The organism is Streptomyces spirodelae (assembly GCF_017676385.1).
Lineage (GTDB): Bacteria > Actinomycetota > Actinomycetes > Streptomycetales > Streptomycetaceae > Streptomyces > Streptomyces spirodelae.
The window spans coordinates 79,403-96,061 of record NZ_JAFFZN010000017.1 but is presented as its reverse complement, the minus strand read 5'-3'; the positions used below and the strand labels follow the sequence as shown (position 1 = coordinate 96,061).

The window sequence follows — 16,659 nt, the reverse complement described above, 5'->3', positions numbered from 1 at the left end:
GAATCCGCCGTCATGAGCCCCTGTCGACCGCGGTTTCCGCGCGCTGCCCGTCCCGGGCCCCTGTCGGCCCCGTAGCTGTGTTTCGCGGTTGGTTGTGCCCGCCCCGCCCCGGCCGGGTGCGCGCGGCGGCACACGGCGTTCGTGCCCCGCGTGGTTCTCAACTCCCGTAGCCGCAGGTTCGCGCCCCCGGCAGGGCACACGGCAGATGGGAAACGCTCGGACCCCCGCGGGGGCGGCGCAATTGCCGTGATTGAGGCAACGTACGGGATCGCGTGACGCCGGGCGCCAATCCGGATGGCGAAGCCGCTGGCTACGAGTCCTGGCTGGAGCGCGACCAAGGGCATGCGGCTGGACTTCGATCCGGTGGCGCTGGGACCTCGTCCCAGCCGCTCTGACCGCTCTGGTCGGCGGCCGGCTAGATGAATGAGTCCGATGTTTGTGCTGGCCGCGACCATGGCGAAGGGCGCCCGTTGGTCTGAGTGTGACTTCGAACCTGGACGCCCTTCTGGCGGCACTCTACGTGTTCATCGACGACCATGTGGCCCCTCGTCGCCGGATCGGGCGACCCCCGAAACTCACCGACAGCGAACTGCTGTGCCTGGCGGTCGCCCAGGTCCTGCTGGGCTTCCCCTCGGCCCGGCACTGGATCCGCTTCGCCCACGCCAGGCTCGCTCACCTCTTCCGCTATCTGCCACGGCAATCCGCCTACAACAAACGCCTCAACGCCGCCGGACCGCTGATCAGCCACACCATCGAGATGCTCGCCCGGCAGGTGCCCACCTGGCACGACGACCTACGGCTGATCGACTCCACCCCACTGCCGTGCGCGGCCTCCCGCGAGACCGTCAAACGCTCCGACCTGGCCGGGCCCCTGCCGGACGGCTCTGCCAGGCTGAAGAGATGATGATGAAGGAGGTGGCGTGATCAACGACGGGAATTCCCGCCTCGGTGAGTTCAGCGCCCGGCTGGAGAGCGACAACATCGACGTCGTCCAGGGTGCTCTGGACGATTACCAGTCGGCACAGGCGGACACCAGATGGGGTGTGGACAACCCCTACTGGCCGCTGGACAACGAGGTGCGCTTCGCCGCCCGACGCCTCCTCGGGCAACCTCCGTCCGGCGACAGCCACGCGAGCGCTCTCACCATGCTGTGGCATCTCGCCGAGGAGGAGGACGCGGACTTGATCGCGGATGTCCTCGAAGGCGCCACGGACGCCGGGGTGCGGGAGGATGCGCTTCTCGCGGCCGGCACTGCCCTCGCAGAAGGTGAGGAGCCGAACCGGCGGCTGCTGGAGCTGATCACCGCCATGGTGCTGGACGAGGGCCTCGATGTGCGGGATCGCAGGAAGGCCATGCACGCCCTGGACGATCTCGATCTCCCGGAGGTCGAGGACCTCCTCGTCCGTCTCAGTGAGTCGTCCGAGCTGAAACTCCAGGTGTATGCGGCGGGTTGTCTCGCAACGCCCGTGCGGCTCCGCGTGCACCGCGATCGCGTCCGGCGGCTGGCAAAGTCCTGGCCGCAAGACGCGGGTTGGGAGGCCAAGCACGTTCGTGAAGCGGTCGAGGGCTTCCACAGCACCTACTGGAAAGACACCGAGGTGGACGATCCGGTGCTCCGGAAGGCCCATGACGAGCTGATATTCCCGCTCAGCGACGAGGGGTGCCTGCAAGCATTCGCCACCCTGCTGCGCAGCGAGGACCCGGTCGCCGTGGGCATCGCGCTCGACCATTACGCCTCCTCGAATGGGCTGCGTCATGTCCTAGAGGACGGGGAACGTGCCGAGGCCTACCTGCCCGAGGTGCTGGCCCGCGCCCGGGAGGTGCTCCGGCGGCCGATGTCTCCCGCCGAGGTGAGCGCCCTGAACATGATCGGGGCGCAACATGCCGAGCCCGGCGACGCCGGCCTTCTGCTGGACGTTCTCGCGCGCACGGACTCGGACGCGGTGCGCGAGAAGGCTGTCTGGATGGCCTACGGCGTGCTCGACGAGGCCGAGGTGAAAGACGAGAGGCTCGTCGCCGCGCTGGGCGACCTGATCCTCGACCCGTCCGTCGGCTTCTACATCACGAACACGAAGGAGACGGCGATCCGCGTCCTGGCCGACAGCCTCGGCGCGGACGCGGACGACATTCTCCTGCGGGCGTTCCGCGAGGGTGAGCCGAAGGTGCAGGCCCACGCGTGCTATTACCTGGTCAGGACAGGAGGCCTGGATCGGCACCGTGCCGTTCTGGAGGAGGTCGCCGAGAGCTGGGGCGACCGGCCTCCCTGGGGCCAGGACCCCATTGAGCTGATTTTCGGCAAGCCGCACAGCGTCCACTGGGAAGGACACCGGCTGGCGGACCCGGACCTGTATCGCGCCCACAAGAGGCTGAGGGCTCCTACGGTGGACGAGTCGTACCATCGGGCGCTTCGCATGCTGCTTGAAAGTGACGACGAGGCGGCCGTGGGCATCGCCCTGGACCACTGGTGGAGTCCCGACGGCGCCATGGAGCGGGGCGGCGAGGCAGCGCGTGAACCGGAGAGGGCACTCGTCCTGGACCGCATCCGGGAAATGCTGCGGCAGCCTCCGTCACCGGCCGAGCTCAGCCGCGAGTACGGGCCCGAGGCCAAGCACCTCACCGCACTGTCGGCGCTGGACGTCGTGGCGGCGGAAGAGCCGTCCCTGCTGGCCGAGGTCCTGGAGGCCGCCGCGAGCGATCACGTTCGCCGGCGGGTTCTTGATGCGGTGGAAGCGGTGTTCAAGGATGCGGAGGAGGCCGACCTACGGCTCGTCGACGCGCTTGGGAATATCGCCTGCGACGAGAACGTGCCGTTGAACGACCGCGTCAGGGCACTGGAACTGCTGGACGAGTCTCCGGGGACCAACTCCGTGGACGCGCTGCTCCGGGCGACGCGCTGCCCCGAAGTAGAGGTTCAAGCCGCTGCGGCATGGGGGCTGATGTGGGAAGAGGTCATCGAGGACCATCGCTCCAGGCTTGAGGAACTGAGCGCAAGCTGGCCCGTGGAGGAAGCCCCGTGGGAGGTCACGCGGGTACGGGACATCCTCAACGCCGCCAAGGAGTGAGGCGGGCCGCGCGTGTATGCAGGTAACGCATGGCGCGGGAAGCTCGTGGGCCGAACGAAATCCGCCGGTCGGCAAACGACCTCACACTCACCTCCACGCTGGCCGCCGACTGAGGGAGGCAAAGCTGTGACCGTCAGGGCGGACACGGGTGATGACGGCTGCCACCTGCGGCTGCCCCCGGTAGAGCCGCAGCCCCGTACGCTCCAGGCGCCCGGACGGGGAGAGTGACGGCCCCCGTCCGGGCCCTTTACCAGGTCCGGCCGCCGTGCCGGGGCGGTTCCCGGATTTCCGCGCCCGGTGTACAGCGGCGCCTCTACCGTCCAGCCCGGGTGCCGGGTGCCGGGTACGGGGGTGACGGAAGGGGCTGTGGAGTGGGGCGGGATCTGGGACTGGACGGGGTGGTGGACCACTTCACCCTGTCCGGAGATGAGGCGGGATGGTTACGCAACAAGACCGCAGGCCCGTTGGGCTATCCTCGTGATGAGAGAAGGTCGGCCTACCAAGTGTTGGCTGGGTCGCATCGCCCCCCGCAATGTCCTTGCAGCGCGCGACCACGTGCGGGGATTGACCTGTGCTGCGCATGGGTTTCAAGTTGCCCCCGCACGCGCGGGGATCGGCCCGGCTGGAACCACGATTACCCGCCTGATACGGCGGTATGTAGAGCTTGCCTCCGGGCTTCTTGCCCGAGTTCACGCTGCCAGGGGGCGCTGACAGGGCGTTCGCCGCTGTCACAGTGACCGGGCCGCAGGAGCGACTTTCGATGTGGCGCCGCTGCCGCGACACCACGCAAGCCACGCTGTGCCCCGGTGGGGCTGCGATGTGATCCGATCCAAACTCAAGTGATCGGGGGCCCACCGGGCTTCGGGCAGTGCCGTCGACGGTTGCTGGTTGTGCGCTGGTTGCTGTTTCGCAGCGGCGCGTTTCCGCAGGTGACTGCGATGTCATCGACGTTCCGGTTCAATGTGTAGTGCGCACCAATAACTGATAGTCCGTGATTAGTCAAACCAGCAGGTCAGGTGGTGTGGGCCTGTTTTCGGGCTCACCCCGCTGGGATTCCGGTCGCTGGTTGGTCGCTGATGAAACTGATACGTCGTCATCTGTCGTCATCCGTCGTTGTCTATACGGTCGCTGGATGTGCGCTGGTTGATTGTGACGGGACGTCAGCTATGGGTGGGATGGTCGTCCCCGGATCTGTGGTCATGGGCCCCGTCGACCGCGATTTCCGCGCCCTGCCCGAAGCGGTGTCCCGGGGCCGCTGTCGGCCCCGTAGCCGTGTTCCGCGGCGTGACGAGCCCGCCCCCGCCCCGGGCGCGTGCGCGCGGCGGCACACGGCGCACGGCCCGCGTGAGTCTCGATTCTTCTAGCTTGATCTTTAACGTCCGGCGTCGGGTGGCGTCTCGAACTTGATCACTCGGTTCGGTGTCCGGCGGACGTGGAAGTGGCCTTCGTCTGAACATGTGCTCCGACCAAGGAACACACCTGTCCAGTACGAAGGCCGTGGGGATGAGTCTGCTTCATCACACGACGCCCGGCGAGAACCGATGGCGGAACTCTCATGCTTCGGGGCCGAGTTCTACTCCTGCCTCACCACTCGTTCGGATGCGCTGTTCGAGCTGGCCGACGCTGTCTTGTGCGGCAACGGGCCGGTCAGGTCGCTGGCCGAGTTGTCGATGGTGGGCGAACACCGGCGCGGTCATGGTGGGCTTTACGCTGCTGTCGCCCGTGGCCGGGTCGATGCCGACCGGATGCGGCGGGTTCTGGCCTCGGTGCCACTGCCGCGGGCTGCTGACGGCCGGCTTGTCCTGGCCATCGACATCACTTGCTGGCTGCGGCCTGACGCTCACACTTCACCGCAACGGGTTCTGTGCCACACCTGTGGCCGGGGCAAGGACCAGCACATCCCCGTTCCCGGCTGGCCGTACTCCATCGTCTGCGCACTCGAGCCCGGCCGCAGCTCGTGGACCGCGCCACTGGACGCCCTGCGGCTTGCTCCGGGCGACGACACCGCGACGGTCACCGCCCGGCAGTTGCCTGAACTGATCCAGCGACTGATCAGCGCCGGTCAGTGGCAGGTGGGTGAGCCGGACATTCTCATCATCGCGGATGCCGGATACGACGCGCCCCGCCTGGCTTTCCTCCTGCGGGATCTGCCGGTGCAGCTGTTGGCCCGGATGCGTTCGGACCGCGTCCTGCCCAGGGCTGTCCCGCCCCGGCAGCCGCACACCATGGGCCGACCACCCCGGCACGGAGGCGAGTTCGTCTTCGGCCAGCCCGACACTCGGGCACCCCGGATACCGAGACCGTCACCGACACACGCCTTTACGGCACCGCCACCGCACGCTCCTGGGACCGGCTGCACCCCAAGCTGACCCACCGTTCCTCCTGGGCCGCAGCCGACGGCACCCTTCCCCTCGTCGAAGGGACGGCGATCCGCCTGGACATCGACCACCTGCCCAGCGGAGCCACCCCGAAGCCGGTCTGGCTGTGGTGGTCGGGCACCGACGCCACCGAAGCCGACACCGACCGTCTCTGGCATGCATACCTGCGGCGTTTCGACATCGAGCACACCTTCCGCCTGTTCAAGCAGACCCTGGGCTGGACCTGCCCGAAGATCCGCACTCCCGAGGCGGCGGACCGATGGACCTGGCTGATCATCGCTGCTTACACGCAACTGCGGCTTGCCCGGCCGCTGGCAGCCGACCTGCGTCGGCCATGGGAGAAACCCAGTCCGCCGGACAGGCTCACCCCCGCCCGCGTCCGCCGCGACTTTCGGCACATCCGCCCCAAGGCGGCCTGCCCGGCCCAGGCACCGAAACCCTCCCGATCTGGGCCCGGACGACCACCAGGCCGAAAGAGCACTCGGCCGACATCCCGCCACGACGTGCACACACCCCACAAAACACAGCCAGCGAAACGACGAACGAAGAAGTCAGCGACCCCACGGCCCCGCCGCACAGGTTGAAGATCAAGCTAAGGCATGTTGCAGAAGGCTGTGACTGAGCAGGTCACGGCCGGTTTCGTGCTCGGTCTACTCATGCCGCGAGGGCGAGGTTGTGCATGTGAGCGGCGGACTTGGACCGCGTAGTGGAGTCCGTGTCCGCGTTGCCGGCAGTCCCCGAGGATCTTGTAGTGCTTCATGCGTGCAAAGGCGTGCTCGACTCGGACCCGGACCCGGCGATGCTCTGCATTGTCGGCTTCCTCGCCTGGCAGCAGTGCCCGTCCGAACCGCTTGCGGTGCGGGCACCCCGTCGTCCCAAGCGCTAAGGCGGTGCGCGACGCGGGCCGCTTCGCCAGTACCCGCGCACCCGCTGAAGCGCCCGTCTAGCAGCGCATACTCAGCGGCATCGACCGCTTCTTGACCCGTGAGGTCTCCGACAGCAGCACTGCGCCCCATCTTCGCCGGGCGACCGCGGTGGACGAGGGAGGCCGCGGGCTGTTCCTGATCGCCCAGCTCGCCCAGCACTGAGGCACCCACTCCACGCCGGAGGGCAAGAGGATCTGGGCCGCGCTACCGCTGTCGGCGAGTCAGGCCGAACCGCCACTTGTGTGAGAGCGCCGGCGCCCGCACTTATCGACTGCCGCCCAGCTCGAAGAGCAGGAACAGAAAACCGGCCATCAGATGGCCCGCCACCACGTACACGAACAGCCGCAGGGCCAGTCCGCGCGGAAAGCGCCCGTTACCGCGCTCCTCGCCCGGTTCGTCCCTGCGTCTGCGCTGCGCGGGCGCAGGGACGGAACCGGGGGACGCCTGACCGGAAACGGAAGCGTCCGACGCCGGGGGCTGCGGCTGGGCGGGCGGTGCTGCGGTCATGGTCGGAATGCCTTTCTGCTCGATGCGGCCAGGGGCGCAGACGCGGGGCCCGGGAGACGTGCGGGGCGGGCGGGGGCTCAGCATTGTGGGGGGCTGCCGTGTGCGGCGTGGCCGGGCAGGCCGTTCACACAGAGGTCGGCGGTAGGGGACCGGAGGAGTGTGTGGACGAAGAGCAGGTCCACGCCCTTGGCCGAGACGGCTTCCAGGCGGTGCGGGGTGAGGGAGTCGAAGTGCGCCGAGTCCCCCGGGTCCAGCCTCTCGGTGACCTGCCCGAGAGTCAGCCGCAGCTCCCCGCGCTGTACGTGGATCCACTCCTCGCCGGGATGGACGCGGACGAGATCGCGCTGCGTGCCGCGCGGCACATGGACGCGGAGCGCCTGCATGGCGCGCCCGGACCGGCCCGCCTGCCAGTAGCGCCACCCTCCGGCATCGACGGAATCCATCTCGGCACCCCGGACCACCGAGTGGGCAGCCGTGGCCGTCTCGCCCAGGAGCTCACCGACAGTCGTGCCGTAGACCCGGGCGAGAGTGAGGAGGAGCGGCAGCGACGGCTGTCGCTTCCCGGTCTCCAGCCGGGAGAGGTGGGCGGGGGAGAGACCGGCCCTGCGTGCCGACGCCTCCAGGCTCAGCCCGCTGCGCCGCCTCAGCAGGCGCATCCGGGGTGCGAACGCGGGGAGGTCTCCCGCCTCCGGCCCGGCTGCCTCATCATGGGGAGGGTTCGGACGCATGCCCCGATTAAGGCACAACTTTTCCCAGCGGGCAAAATTTTTGCCTCTCAGGCAAAAATTCCGGCAAGAGTCTTCCCCCGCCCATGAACCGGTCTTCTCAGTACTCCGTCCTGACCTGTGATGAAGACACTCCCCGGCATGAGGCGGGGAAGACCGCTCCCCGGCGTCTGCTCGATGCCTCACGAGACCCGGAAGGGTGCTGGCGGACCAGCGGTCTGCTCCAACAGCCAGAACCATGCTTCCCGGCACAGCCAGGTCGCGCGGCGGCTGGCCGGCATCATTATGTGCTTCCAGCAGCCTTTGGCCACGCCCGCGTCCGCGGCGCGGATGCCTGCCGGTGACGAGACGGCGGATGGGTGGACTTTTTGGTCGTTGCCACCGGCGGTACGACCCGGACGCTATCCGACCTGCGTGACTTACTGATCGCCAAGGACGGCTGACGGGCACCGCCCAACCGTGCCGTCGGGAGCGGCTGCGTCGGCCTCGAGCTGCAGCCTGGCCAGGATCCGCTGCCCCGTCCCGTCCGCCGACCAGCGGCGGTGCCGCTCACAGACCTTCTGCCAGGGGCCATACCGCTCGGGCAGGTCAGGCCAAGGCACACCCGTGCGGGCCCGGAACAGTACTCCTGCGGGCCCGGAACAGCACTCCGTTGATCACGCTTCGGTGACCGGTCCACTGCCCACCTGGCCTGTCGTTGGCCGACAATAACGGCTCGATCTTCAGCCACTGCGCATCACTCAGCTCATGCCGTCGCACCAGGCAGGACACCTGCCAAGCACCGCACTGGTCCACCACCAAGAGCCATCAGAAACGGCCTAGATCCCCGCCAACTGGCCGCCCGTGGGGGATTGCAAGTGGCCAACAACAGACGCCCTTGGTCAGCACTGTTTCCCACACCGGTGCCCCGTTCACCGCGACTGAGCCGATCGAGGCGGCGGCGTCGGCGAACAGCGTCCCAGTCGCAAACCGCTCCTCCCGGAGAGCTTCCGGTTCTACTACGGTTGCCCACGCATGGCGCGAGATCAGGCGTCGGCGCCGTGTCTGGTCGTGCGTTCCGTGAAGCTCATGCCTACGCACCTGCACAGCCGAGAAGCGTCAGTGGGGAACACGCCGGGTGCGGGAGGGTTGATCCAGAAGTGGCAGGCGTTGAGCTCCTGGGATCTAATGCTCTGAGAGGTTCGTCCCGAGGCTGAATCCATTTGGTTCGGAGCGGCTCCTCGCTTGTACTTCACGCCGTCATTTCTGAAGCGAAAGGGTAGGTGCCCACCCAGGAGCGCGTGGAGGCTTCGGCCTCGGGTTCGGCGGCGGCGCCGTCATGGATCAGGACGAGCGTCCGCGTCGGAAGAGCGCCCGCAGCAGGCGTAGCGGGAGCAGTCCCACCAGAGGAGCTCGGCGGCCCAGATCTTCCCGGTCTTCACGGTCGAATGCCCGTGTGTAACGCTCGGCATCTTCCGCTGTGAGGTACTGCTTGGAGTCCCCGGCCCCGCAGCCGCGCTCGCACTCCCAATACATCGTGGCGCCTTCACTGGTGAAGCGAAAGCGATGTCCGAGGAATCGGCAGAGCAGCACGGGCAGAGAATACACTATGCATCTCCGCTCATTGCAGATTCCTCGGGTGTTCACCCCTACCGTGAGGAAATCAATGAGCACTCCTTCTGCGAGCACAGGCACTGTCACCACGCGTGTGCCCGCCCGGCTCGACAGGCTGCCGTGGTCGCGCTTCCACTGGCGCATCGTTCTGGGGCTCGGCACCGTGTGGGTCCTTGACGGGTTGGAAGTCACCATCGTCGGTGCGGTGGCCTCCCGGATGACCCAGTCGGGCAGCGGCATCTCCCTGAGTACCGCGGACGTAGGCACCGCCGCGGGAATCTACGTGGCGGGGGCCTGCCTTGGTGCCCTGCTCTTCGGCCGGCTCACCGACCACTTCGGGCGAAAAAGACTCTTCATGGTCACCCTGGGTGTCTACGTACTCGCCACGGTCGCCACTGCGTTCTCCTTCGAGCCCTGGTACTTCTTCCTTGCCAGGTTCGTTACCGGTATGGGAATCGGCGGCGAGTACGCGGCGATCAACTCGGCCATCGACGAGCTGATTCCCGCGCGTAACCGGGGCCGCGTGGACCTGGCCATCAACGGCAGTTACTGGGCCGGGGCAGCGATCGGAAGCCTTGCCGCACTGGGACTGCTCAGCCCGGCAATTGCGACCGATCTGGGCTGGCGACTGGCCTTCGGTATCGGTGGCGTCCTGGGACTGGCAATCATGCTGGTCCGCCGCACCGTTCCGGAAAGCCCTCGATGGCTGTTCATACACGGCCGCGAGCAAGAGGCTGAGCGCATCGTCGACCGGATCGAATCCGAGGTCCGGCAGGAGGTTTCCGGAGAACTTCCAGAGCCGGGGGAATCCATCACCATCCGGCAGCGCAAGGTCATTCCGTTCACTGAAATCGCCAGAACCGCCATGCAGAGGTACCCGCGCCGCGCGATCCTGGGGCTGGCTCTCTTCGTGGGGCAGGCGTTCCTGTACAACGCGGTCGTCTTCGATCTGGGCACGATCCTCAGTACCTACTTCGGCATCTCTTCCGGGGCGGTGCCGTACTTCATGGCAATCTTCGCCGTCGCCAATTTCCTCGGCCCTCTCCTCCTCGGTCGCCTGTTCGACACGGTCGGGCGCAAGCCGATGGTCACCGCCACCTATCTCGGCTCCGCGGCGGTCGGAGTCGCCCTGGCTGTTCTGCTGATGAACGGCCTTCTGACAGCATGGTGGTTCTTCCTGCTGATATCGGTGACCTTCTTCGTGGCCTCGGCCGGTGCCAGTTCCGCCTATCTGACGGTCAGCGAGGTGTTTCCCATGGAGACCCGCGCGCTGTCCATATCCTTGTTCTATGCCGCGGGTACCGCCGTCGGTGGGATCACCGGACCGTTGCTGTTCGGTCAGTTCATCGGCAGCGGGAACGCGGACTTGGTGGCCCTCGGGTTCATCATCGGGGCGGCGGCCATGGTGCTGGGCGGCATCGCCGAAATCTTCTTCGGCGTCCGGGCCGAGCAGAAGTCGCTGGAGGACATCGCCACCCCGCTCACGGCAGAGGAAGCTGACGCGGACTGGCAGAACGCCCCCTCGCCCCAGGCCGAGCGCGAACGCTCCCGGCCTCCCGAGGTCCGCGCCAGGAAGCGCGAAAGGGAGCAGCGGATCGTCGCGCGTACAGCACGCCGACGTGAGCATGAGCGATCGGGGCTGCGAAGGTACCGCCCCGGTACCGGTGACTCGTTCTACTCGCCCGGGATGGTCGGTACCACAGAGCCGAAGAGCCGGACTCGGGCCATGGCCGAACAATCCATGGACGAGGAGATCGAAGAGGTGGCACAGGCTTTGGAGGAGGAGGGCTCGCTCTCGCGCGATGAGCTGAGGGAAAACGTCGGCGGACGTTCTTGGGGCCCAGGACGGTTTCGCAGTGCACTGAAGGAAGCCGTCAGGGAATCACGTGCCGAGAACAGACCCCACCATGCCTACGGCCCGCCGCGCCGTCAGGGGGAGAACAAGGGGTTCCGGCGCAATGCCCGGCGCGATCGACGCCACGAGGACGACCAACGCTGAACACAACACAAACCGGTGGTCCGTAGGTGCGGCGGGCCTCACATCTACTGGTGTCGGGGCGGGCCGGCCACCGCGCGGAAGCGCACGCGGACGAATGCGAGCGCAGCACACTTCGGCGGGACGGGGAGCGGCAGGTGCCTCGCTGCTCGGTGAGCCTTGCGAAGGGGGATTGTGGCTTGCAGGCCCCCTCGCGGGCCTCTCAGGTCGCGGGATGACCCGACGGGACGAAGACTGAGGGGGCACCGGCAATCGCTATGGCATGGGTGGCAAGCGGTCGTGTGTACCCGTGCCGGATCGGATGATCGATATGACGACTTCGCCGTTCGGGTCCGGCGACCCGTTCTCCGAGCTCTTCAGCCGCTTCTTCGGTATGAGCCCGGCGGCCTCTCCCCCGGCCGTCCAGCGGGTGCCGATCGGCCGCCTGCTCAGTGATTCCGCGCACGAGCTGCTGGGTGCTGCCGCCACCCGGGCGGCCGAGGACGGCTCCGACCTGGATGCCGAGCATCTGTTGTGGGCCGCCACGCAGGTGCCGTCGGCCCGGCATCTGCTCCAGCAGGCCGGTGTCGATACGGACAAACTGGCACGGGAGGGTGAATCGGAGCTGCCGTCGGGCACCGGCACGGGTGAGCCTTCCCTTACACCGGCCGCCAAGAGAGCGCTGTTGGAGGCACACTCACGTTCCCAGGGGGTCGGCTCCTCCTACATCGGACCCGAGCACATCCTGGCCGCGCTCCTGGAGGACCCACACTCTCCAGCCGGACAGACGCTGCGCGCGGAAGGGGCTTCGCCCAGAGCCCTGCGGGAGGGACTGGAGGGGCAGCGGGGGCCCAACGGAGGCCACAGCGATACGCCCACCCTGGACGAATACGGCCGTGATCTCACGGAGGAGGCCCGTAGCGGGCGGCTCGATCCGGTGGTGGGGCGGGCCGAGGAGATCGAACAGACGGTCGAGATTCTTTCCCGTCGCTCGAAGAACAATCCCGTGCTGACCGGGGATCCCGGCGTGGGCAAGACGGCCATCGTGGAGGGCCTGGCGCAACGGGTCGCGGCCGACGACGTACCCAAAGTGTTGAAGGGGCGACGTGTGGTCGCTCTCGACATGGCTGGGCTGGTGGCGGGGTCGAAGTACCGCGGTGAGTTCGAGGAACGGTTGAAGAAGGTGGTCGACGAGGTCACCGCGACGGAGAACAACGTCATCCTGTTCATCGACGAAGTGCACACCGTTGTCGGAGCCGGAGGCGGTGCCGAGGGAGCCATGGACGCCGGCAACATCCTGAAACCGGCTCTGGCGCGCGGCGATCTCAGTCTTGTCGGTGCCACGACCATCGACGAGTACCGCAAGAACATCGAGAAGGACGCGGCCTTGGAGCGGCGCTTTCAGCCTGTCATGGTGCGCGAGCCCACCGTGGAGGAGACGGTTGAGATCCTGCGCGGGCTGCGGGACTCCTACGAGGCACACCATCAGGTGCGCATCACGGATGAGGCCATCGACGCGGCAGCCGCCCTCTCGGACAGGTACGTCACCGACCGGTTTCTGCCCGACAAGGCCATCGATCTCATCGACCAGGCGGGAGCGCGGGTGGCGCTGCGCGGCGTCGGCGGCGACAGTGAGGTGACCGAGCTCCAGGACCAGCTGACCAAGTTGAACCGGGAGAAGGACGAGGCCGTCAGCACGGAGGACTTCGAGCGCGCGGCGGAGCTCAAGCAGCGCGTTCAGGAGACGGAACGCCGGCTGGCCGAGCACGACGGCCACGAGCGGGCGGAGGTCGCCGATGTCACCGCCGAGGACATCGCCGAGGTCCTCTCCGTGCGCACCGGCATTCCTGTCTCGCAACTGACCGAGACCGAGCGGGAACGGCTCATGAAGCTGGAGGAGGCCCTGCACAAGCGTGTGATCGGCCAGGACGAGGCAGTCACCGCCGTCGCCCAGGCCGTACGCCGCGGACGTGCGGGCATGGGCGACCCGGAACGTCCCACCGGCAGCTTCCTCTTCCTCGGCCCTACCGGGGTCGGCAAGACCGAGCTGGCCAAGGCACTCGCGGAGCTGCTCTTCGGTGAGGAGGACCGGATGGTCCGCTTCGACATGAGCGAGTTCCAGGAGAAGCACACCGTCTCCCGGCTCGTCGGCTCCCCGCCCGGATACGTCGGCTACGAGGAGGCCGGGCAGCTCACCGAGGCAGTACGCCGCAAGCCCTACAGCGTCCTGCTCTTCGACGAGGTGGAAAAGGCACACCCGGACGTCTTCAACCTGTTGCTCCAGGTCCTCGACGACGGCCGCCTGACGGACGCACAGGGCCGCAGGGTCGACTTCCGCAACACGGTGGTCATCATGACCAGCAACATCGCCTCCGACCGCATCCTGGACCACCAGGGATCGGTGGACGACATCCGAGACGAATTGATGGCCGAACTGCGGGCGCACTTCCGGCCCGAGTTCCTCAACAGGATCGACGATGTCGTCGTCTTCCACGCGTTGGCAAGGGACGATCTGATCCGGATCGTCGATCTGCTGCTGGAACGCAGCCGCCGCCGGCTGCACGCACAGGGCGTCGGCTTGGAGATCACCGAGACTGCCAAGGAGTGGCTGGCCAACCGTGGCCACCAGCCGGAGTTCGGCGCTCGGCCCCTGCGCCGCACGCTCCAGTCCGAGCTGGACAACCAGCTCTCGAACATGCTGCTCGATGGCACGGCAGGCTCCGGGGACACGGTGGTGTGCGATGTCCGAGATGGTGAACTGACCTGCTCCGTCAAAAGCTCTGAAGGCTCGGGTACGGCGAGTGACTGAGGCTGTCAGCGCCCATGCCGATTGTTTCCGGTCCTTGGCCTCGACCCCATACGTCTGGGCTCAGGTGGTGCTCCCGCATCATCGTGGCATATGCCCTGTGATGCAACATTTGCTCAGGTCGCGCTGCTGAAGCGAAACCCGGAGCGATGTCCTTCACTACGGCGAGTGGCCCAAGGCCGGGATGGCGAACGAGGCACGAACCGGTGATCAGAGCCGTCCAGCCGTGCGTTCGCTGGACTCCTATCACGACGGCAGGTGTGCTGGGCGGATGCCGACCGTCGAACATCCGCTGGACGATGACACAAACCACGACGTGGCCGAGATCCTCGTGGGAGTGGTGGCGTCGCCCGGGATGGCCTCGGAACTCGTCCGCGGCAGGGAGGAGGAGTTCTCTCACCGGATGGCTGCCCGGGTGCCCCACGTGCGATGGACGTTCCGATGCGTTTCGGAACGCCTCACCGCCCTGCCGACAGACGTGACCGAGATGATCTCAATCGGACGGCAGCGACTGCTACAGGAGGGCTGGGACCTTACGGTCCTGGTGACGGATGCCCCACTCGAAACCGCACGCCGCCCCGTGGTCGCCCATGCCAGTGTCAGCCACTCGGTCGCCGTTGTCTCGATGCCCGCCCTCGGTGCGGTGGCGATCCGGCGGCGGCTCGCCGAGACCGTCATCCGTCTCGCGGCGGCCCTCGTCGGAGACGTCGCCGCCTTGGAGGTGGACCAGCACGGCGCGGTGGCGCGTTCACGGCTTCCCGCCACGGTGCTGGGCCGCGTGCGGGAGCTCGGCCACAAGGTCGATGCGGACGATGTCGCGGTTCGCATGGTGGCGCGAGTGGTCGCCGGCAATATCCGGCTCCTGAGCGGCATGCTGCGTGCCAACCGGCCTTGGCGGTTGAGCATGCACCTCACCCGGGCCTCTGTCACCGCTCTCGGAACGGCTGCACTGGCGCTGGTCACCAGCGATATCTGGCGCCTCGGGGACGCCCTGGGACCCTTGCGTCTCAGCTTGATCACCGTGGCCTCCATCCTCACCACAGCTTGCACGCTCATTGTCGGCGCCCAACTATGGGAGCGGAGCCCCCGGCCCCAAGCGCGTGAGCAAGTGATCATGTTCAACGTGGTCACCGTCGCGACGGTAGGAATCGGCGTCCTCGCCCTGTACGCGACCTTGCTGCTACTGACCTGGATCGGATCCATGCTTCTGATCCCCTCCTCTCTCCTTGCCGATGCGCTCCAGCATCCGGTCTCGCCGGGTGATCAGTGGCAACTCGTCTGGCTGACCAGCTCCCTGGCCACAGTCGGGGAGGCCGTTGGCGCCGGCTGGGAAAGCAATGAGGCTGTGCGGGAAGCCGCGTACACCTATCGGTGGGACGAGCAGTCGCTGCCCGAGGAGAGAGGACAGAAGGAAGCGGCAAGGTGACCTTCGAGCTGCTCGAGCCGACGAGCCACGACGTGTAATGCACGGACGCCTGCACATCGGCGGCCCCGGGGGCGGTGCCGGCGGGGGCGCTGAGCCGGTAGATCGGTGGACCGGTTGGCTCGGTCGGCCGTCAGGGTGGCTCCGCTCGCACGGGCGGGCCCACCTGACGGGAGGCGGGCTCACCCCCGCTTCGTCCTGGCGACGGTGGAGTCGCTGACCCATCGCTTCATGGGCCGCGACCCGCACTTCGACGCCACCGATCTGACTGCTCAGATCGTCACCATGACCCTCGCCTATCTGCACACCAGCGGAACACTTCGGTAGTGCGCATTCCGGCCGGCGGCTGTCCGGCGTCCCTCGGAAGCGGTCGGCGTTCAGGGGCGGAGCGTTACCCGCCTTCACGAGTCACGCTGCCCCTCGGGGGAGCTGCGATGTATCCGAGAGCAAGCGATCGGCGGCCTGAAGGGCTTCGGGCAGCACCGTCGACGGTTGCTGGTTGTGCGCTGGTTGCTGTGCCGCGGCGACGCGTTTTCGCAGGTGGCTGCCGAGTCGTCGACGTTCCGCTTCAATGTGTAGCGCGCATCGAAAACTGATCGTCTGCGGCTAGTCAAACCAGCAGGTCAGGCGGGGTGGCCCCGTTTTCAGGGCCGCCCCGCCCGGATTCTCGTCGCTGGATGGTCGCTGGTAAAACTGATACGTCGTCGCCTGTCATCATCCGTCGCTATCCGTACGGTCGCTGGATTTGCGCTGGTTGAAACTGTCAGGGCGTCAGAGTAAGTGCAGGGCCTCCGTTCCCGGAATCCGCCGTCTTGCGTCCTCCGTGGAATGACGCTGTCTGGAGCATGGTGAGCATTCCGCCGTCGAGGAGCTCGCCCAGCCGGGCCCGGGTCGCCTGGTCCTCGACGCTGAGCTTGGGCGGTTCAGAGAAGAGCAGGTCGGTAGAGCCGCCGTAATGCTGCTCCAGCCGGTCAGCGTCGGCACCTGCCACTGGCATCAGTTCAGCGGCAGATGTGTGGCGTCGCTTGTCGCTCGGGATGGTGCGCTTCGTATTGCCCCTCCGGGACGCGCCTTTTGGGGCGGAATCCCCCGGTAGGCTATCCGCTCTGCGGACTCTTCGCTTTCGCTTCCGAAGAAAACAACCCGCCTTGCGGAGAAGTCGACGGTGCCGCCGGAGAACACCGCGCCGGAGAAGTCGGCGCCGTCGAAGACGACGCCAGTGCAGTCGAGGTCGTGGCCTTGCCAGGGGTGGGTGCGTCGTCGG

The 16,659-nt window shown here is 67.3% G+C and carries 6 protein-coding genes and 5 pseudogenes; 7 read left to right on the top strand and 4 right to left on the bottom strand.

From position 1 onward, the window contains the following. Window positions 1–481: 481 nt before the first annotated feature. From JW592_RS19065 to JW592_RS19055, 3 genes and pseudogenes are all read left to right on the top strand, one after another. Window positions 482–868 (top strand): annotated as a pseudogene (locus JW592_RS19065) (transposase family protein); the annotation flags it as partial. A gap of 175 nt (window positions 869–1,043) precedes the next feature. After that, entirely contained in the window at window positions 1,044–3,062 is a 2,019-nt protein-coding gene (locus tag JW592_RS19060; RefSeq protein ID WP_209266349.1) for a hypothetical protein, read from the top strand. A gap of 1,541 nt (window positions 3,063–4,603) precedes the next feature. Continuing rightward, a pseudogene (locus JW592_RS19055) lies at window positions 4,604–6,024 on the top strand (NF041680 family putative transposase). Window positions 6,025–6,094: 70 nt separating this feature from the next. Here the strand turns inward: JW592_RS19055 and JW592_RS32855 are convergent. Further along, window positions 6,095–6,302: pseudogene (locus tag JW592_RS32855) on the bottom strand (transposase family protein); the annotation flags it as partial. 106 nt (window positions 6,303–6,408) lie between these two features. Between JW592_RS32855 and JW592_RS33615 the strand changes: the two are divergent. Beyond that, window positions 6,409–6,612: pseudogene (locus JW592_RS33615) on the top strand (ATP-binding protein); the annotation flags it as partial. An 18-nt stretch (window positions 6,613–6,630) separates the two neighbouring features. Here JW592_RS33615 and JW592_RS33610 read toward each other — a convergent pair. The 3 genes and pseudogenes from JW592_RS33610 to JW592_RS33605 form a co-directional block, all read right to left on the bottom strand. After that, window positions 6,631–6,873, bottom strand: a complete 243-nt coding sequence (locus JW592_RS33610) for a DUF6126 family protein (RefSeq protein ID WP_209266348.1) — start codon at window positions 6,871–6,873, stop codon at window positions 6,631–6,633. Between the two features lie 77 nt (window positions 6,874–6,950). Then, the gene (locus JW592_RS19045; protein ID WP_209266347.1) at window positions 6,951–7,601 is read right to left on the bottom strand and encodes a helix-turn-helix domain-containing protein; all 651 of its coding nucleotides are present in this window, start codon (window positions 7,599–7,601) and stop codon (window positions 6,951–6,953) included. Between the two features lie 473 nt (window positions 7,602–8,074). After that, window positions 8,075–8,227: pseudogene (locus JW592_RS33605) on the bottom strand (transposase); the annotation flags it as partial. Between the two features lie 1,016 nt (window positions 8,228–9,243). Here JW592_RS33605 and JW592_RS19035 point away from each other — a divergent pair. From JW592_RS19035 to JW592_RS19025, 3 genes are all read left to right on the top strand, one after another. Then, complete coding sequence (locus JW592_RS19035) at window positions 9,244–11,190, top strand: MFS transporter (RefSeq protein WP_209266345.1); 1,947 nt, start codon at window positions 9,244–9,246, stop codon at window positions 11,188–11,190. Window positions 11,191–11,497: 307 nt separating this feature from the next. After that, a complete protein-coding gene (locus JW592_RS19030; RefSeq protein ID WP_209266344.1) occupies window positions 11,498–13,975 on the top strand; it encodes an ATP-dependent Clp protease ATP-binding subunit in 2,478 nt (825 codons plus the stop codon). A 268-nt stretch (window positions 13,976–14,243) separates the two neighbouring features. Continuing rightward, window positions 14,244–15,398 (top strand): hypothetical protein, encoded by a 1,155-nt coding sequence (locus tag JW592_RS19025; RefSeq protein WP_209266343.1) that lies wholly within the window; start codon window positions 14,244–14,246, stop codon window positions 15,396–15,398. The last annotated feature ends 1,261 nt before the right edge of the window (window positions 15,399–16,659 follow it).

Bases quoted from the DNA above. Each gene is read 5' to 3' on its own strand.
- JW592_RS19025 (WP_209266343.1), top strand. From the start codon at position 14,244: ATGCCGACCGTCGAACATCCGCTGGACGATGACACAAACCACGACGTG.
- JW592_RS19045 (WP_209266347.1), bottom strand. From the start codon at position 7,601: ATGCGTCCGAACCCTCCCCATGATGAGGCAGCCGGGCCGGAGGCGGGA.
- JW592_RS33610 (WP_209266348.1), bottom strand. From the start codon at position 6,873: ATGACCGCAGCACCGCCCGCCCAGCCGCAGCCCCCGGCGTCGGACGCT.
- JW592_RS19035 (WP_209266345.1), top strand. From the start codon at position 9,244: ATGAGCACTCCTTCTGCGAGCACAGGCACTGTCACCACGCGTGTGCCC.
- JW592_RS19030 (WP_209266344.1), top strand. From the start codon at position 11,498: ATGACGACTTCGCCGTTCGGGTCCGGCGACCCGTTCTCCGAGCTCTTC.